This is a genomic window from Pseudoalteromonas sp. TAE79, from assembly GCF_000498015.1.
Taxonomy (GTDB): Bacteria; Pseudomonadota; Gammaproteobacteria; order Enterobacterales; family Alteromonadaceae; genus Pseudoalteromonas.
In genome coordinates, this window is record NZ_AUTL01000065.1 from 1 (window position 1) to 2,401 (window position 2,401).

Annotated in this window: 5 protein-coding genes; 3 read left to right on the top strand and 2 right to left on the bottom strand. The window is 42.9% G+C overall.

Going from position 1 to position 2,401, the window contains the following annotated elements; genetic code table 11:
* Nucleotides 1-258: 258 nt before the first annotated feature.
* A complete protein-coding gene (locus L655_RS0102580) occupies nucleotides 259-468 on the bottom strand; it encodes a KTSC domain-containing protein (protein ID WP_024604007.1) in 210 nt (69 codons plus the stop codon).
* A 13-nt stretch (nucleotides 469-481) separates the two neighbouring features.
* Entirely contained in the window at nucleotides 482-940 is a 459-nt protein-coding gene (locus L655_RS0102585; RefSeq protein ID WP_024604008.1) for an ATP-binding protein, read from the bottom strand.
* 88 nt (nucleotides 941-1,028) lie between these two features.
* Between L655_RS0102585 and L655_RS0102590 the strand changes: the two genes are divergently transcribed.
* The 3 genes from L655_RS0102590 to L655_RS0102600 all read left to right on the top strand — a co-directional run.
* Complete coding sequence (locus tag L655_RS0102590) at nucleotides 1,029-1,370, top strand: hypothetical protein (protein WP_024591408.1); 342 nt, start codon at nucleotides 1,029-1,031, stop codon at nucleotides 1,368-1,370.
* Nucleotides 1,371-1,372: 2 nt separating this feature from the next.
* Entirely contained in the window at nucleotides 1,373-1,717 is a 345-nt protein-coding gene (gene tnpB / locus L655_RS0102595) for an IS66 family insertion sequence element accessory protein TnpB (protein ID WP_158001052.1), read from the top strand.
* An 80-nt stretch (nucleotides 1,718-1,797) separates the two neighbouring features.
* A partial coding sequence (locus tag L655_RS0102600; protein WP_024604010.1) for an IS66 family transposase zinc-finger binding domain-containing protein occupies nucleotides 1,798-2,401 on the top strand: 604 nt, incomplete at its 3' end.

Below are 2,401 nucleotides of genomic sequence, written 5' to 3' on the forward strand. Positions count from 1 at the left end.
CTAAGTATAGGGCGTTGCGCTATTTTGCACGCTGACCCACCAATACTGCCGAAACAGGTTACGGTTAGTTGTGTACCTCTAACTTCTTATGGCTTCCTTCAGACCCCACCGTTGGCCAGTGATGCCCTTGCCATTCAGATTATCTTCCCCTTAGTCAGGGTGATAAGGCATCTTTCAGCCTATCGGGTTTGCCAGCTTCGCTGGGCAAACAAAAAAGCCCATTAGCTAAGGCTAATAGGCTTCGATTAAATAACTTTATTACACTTTAGAGTAACGATAGCTTCCTTTAATATTTGCAGCTAAGAAACCACCAACTGAGTCAGCGTCCCGTAAACCGTTAAACAAATGCTCTGGAACATCAAAGTACTGGTATGCACTTCCGTTATTAAATTCTACTTGAAGTGTAGTACTCTCTTCATCATAGCCAACTGCTGCTACATTACTAGAATCAACATTTATCATATTCATAATTATTTCCTTGTTATTTAACTTTATCAATTTTAGGGTTTTGTGATCTCCAAGTTTCAATGAGCTCTTCATAATTAGGATTAGGTTCCATATCAAGCCCCCATCCACCTGGGTTTTGTGAAACTTCAATAGGTACTTCATCATAAATGATAGGGTCTTGACTATCTGGACGCCTATTCTTCGGTGGAGCTTGAATGGTTGTCCGCATTGGAAGCTTAACTGCCTCACCCAATATTATTGCCTCGCCTGTCCTTAATATTGGCAGCATCCCCGTTAAACCATCTAAATTATCAGATATAGCCGATGTTATATGTCCTCTATCTGTAGCGTTAGATAATCTCAACGCAAAGAAAGTACCGCATTGTGAAAGTATTGTCGGGTTAATTTCCGATGGTCTTTGGCTCACAATCATAGCTCCAATACCATATTTCCGACCTTCTTTAACTATCCTTTGAACAATCTTAGATGCCATCCCTTTGTAAGCGTCTAGCGAACCACACCTAGCATCGATGTTCTGATTATCTAAAAATACCTGCTCAATGATAAATTCGGAGCAGGTGATGAAAACTTACAGAACAAGCGCACAGTGGCAGCAGCTTTTGCTGCAACGCAGTACGTTTAGTGGTACTAATATTGAATTCTGCCAACACCATAATGTCGCTATTACGACTTATTATAAACAACGTGCTTTACTGGCAAAAGACCAGCCTAATTCCACCTTGCCAGTGCACACGCAGTGCCTTACATCATCACGTTTTGTCCAGGTAAAACAAACTACTGAAGTCTGCGCGCAAACTCGTCAAAATACGCTGCAGTTTGATACGCTAACCGGCCAACTCACGTTTCCTATCGATTTAGCGACGGCCGATATCGTTGCCATTATTAAAGGGCTAACGGTATGAGGATGTTCGTTGATGTACCCACCGTCTATTTATGTGCCGATGCCGTTGATTTTCGAAAATCAATTAATGGTCTGGCGGCGTTGGTGGAAGCAGAGCTTGAACTACCCGTGCTCAGTGGTGCGCTATTTGTGTTTTGTAATAAAGGCCGTGACAAACTCAAACTGCTTTACTGGGATAACACCGGTTTTGCACTGTGGTATAAGCGATTAGATAAGCATAAGTTCAAATGGCCCAAACTCATGTCACCCACCATGACCTTAAGCGAGCAGCAATTACACTGGTTATTATCGGGTTATGATGTGATTGGACACAGTAAAATTGATGTCGCAGGTAAGAAAATGCTTTAATATTTGCGATCGATTGATGATCATCAAAGTGAGTTCAGTTAGCACTGCAAAGCCTTTGATGATGCCTTAAAATAGGCGTCATGAAAAATGAACTCGCCCTTAAACAGCGCATTGCTGAACTTGAAAAACTGTTAGCGCAGAAGGATGCCCAGATTGCGGCATTGGAAGAGCGCTGGAGCTTGGCCCAACAAAAACAATTCGGCAAAAGTGCTGAAGGCTTTGCCGGGCAAGGCGAGTTATTCAATGAAGTGGAAGAAATTGTTGAGGAAGTTGAGGCAGAGCAACAATCCATTAGCTATACCCGTAAAAAGCCGGTGCGTAAGGCACTGCCAAAAGACTTACCTCGTGAGCAGGTTATTCACGACATCATCGACAAAACCTGTGATTGCTGTGGCGGTGAGCTACATAAAATGGGTGAAGATAAGTCAGAAAAGCTTGAGTTCATACCCGCTAAAATCAAAGTGATTGAGCATATTAGGCCTAAATACGCCTGCCGTCACTGTGATAAATCCTCAACTCAGACACAGATTAAACAAGCCTCAATGCCTGCCATGCCCATCAACAAAGGCATTGCAACCAGCAGTTTGCTCAGTCAGCTTATCACCAGTAAATACCAATACGGGTTACCGCTGTATCGCCAGGAAGCGATGTTTAAGCAATACGGTATTGAACTCAGTCGACAGA

Excerpts from the sequence above, each read along its gene's own strand:
- L655_RS0102580 (WP_024604007.1), bottom strand. The coding sequence starts at position 468 with ATGAATATGATAAATGTTGATTCTAGTAATGTAGCAGCAGTTGGCTAT.
- L655_RS0102585 (WP_024604008.1), bottom strand. The coding sequence starts at position 940 with ATGGCATCTAAGATTGTTCAAAGGATAGTTAAAGAAGGTCGGAAATAT.
- L655_RS0102590 (WP_024591408.1), top strand. The coding sequence starts at position 1,029 with ATGAAAACTTACAGAACAAGCGCACAGTGGCAGCAGCTTTTGCTGCAA.
- tnpB (WP_158001052.1), top strand. The coding sequence starts at position 1,373 with ATGTTCGTTGATGTACCCACCGTCTATTTATGTGCCGATGCCGTTGAT.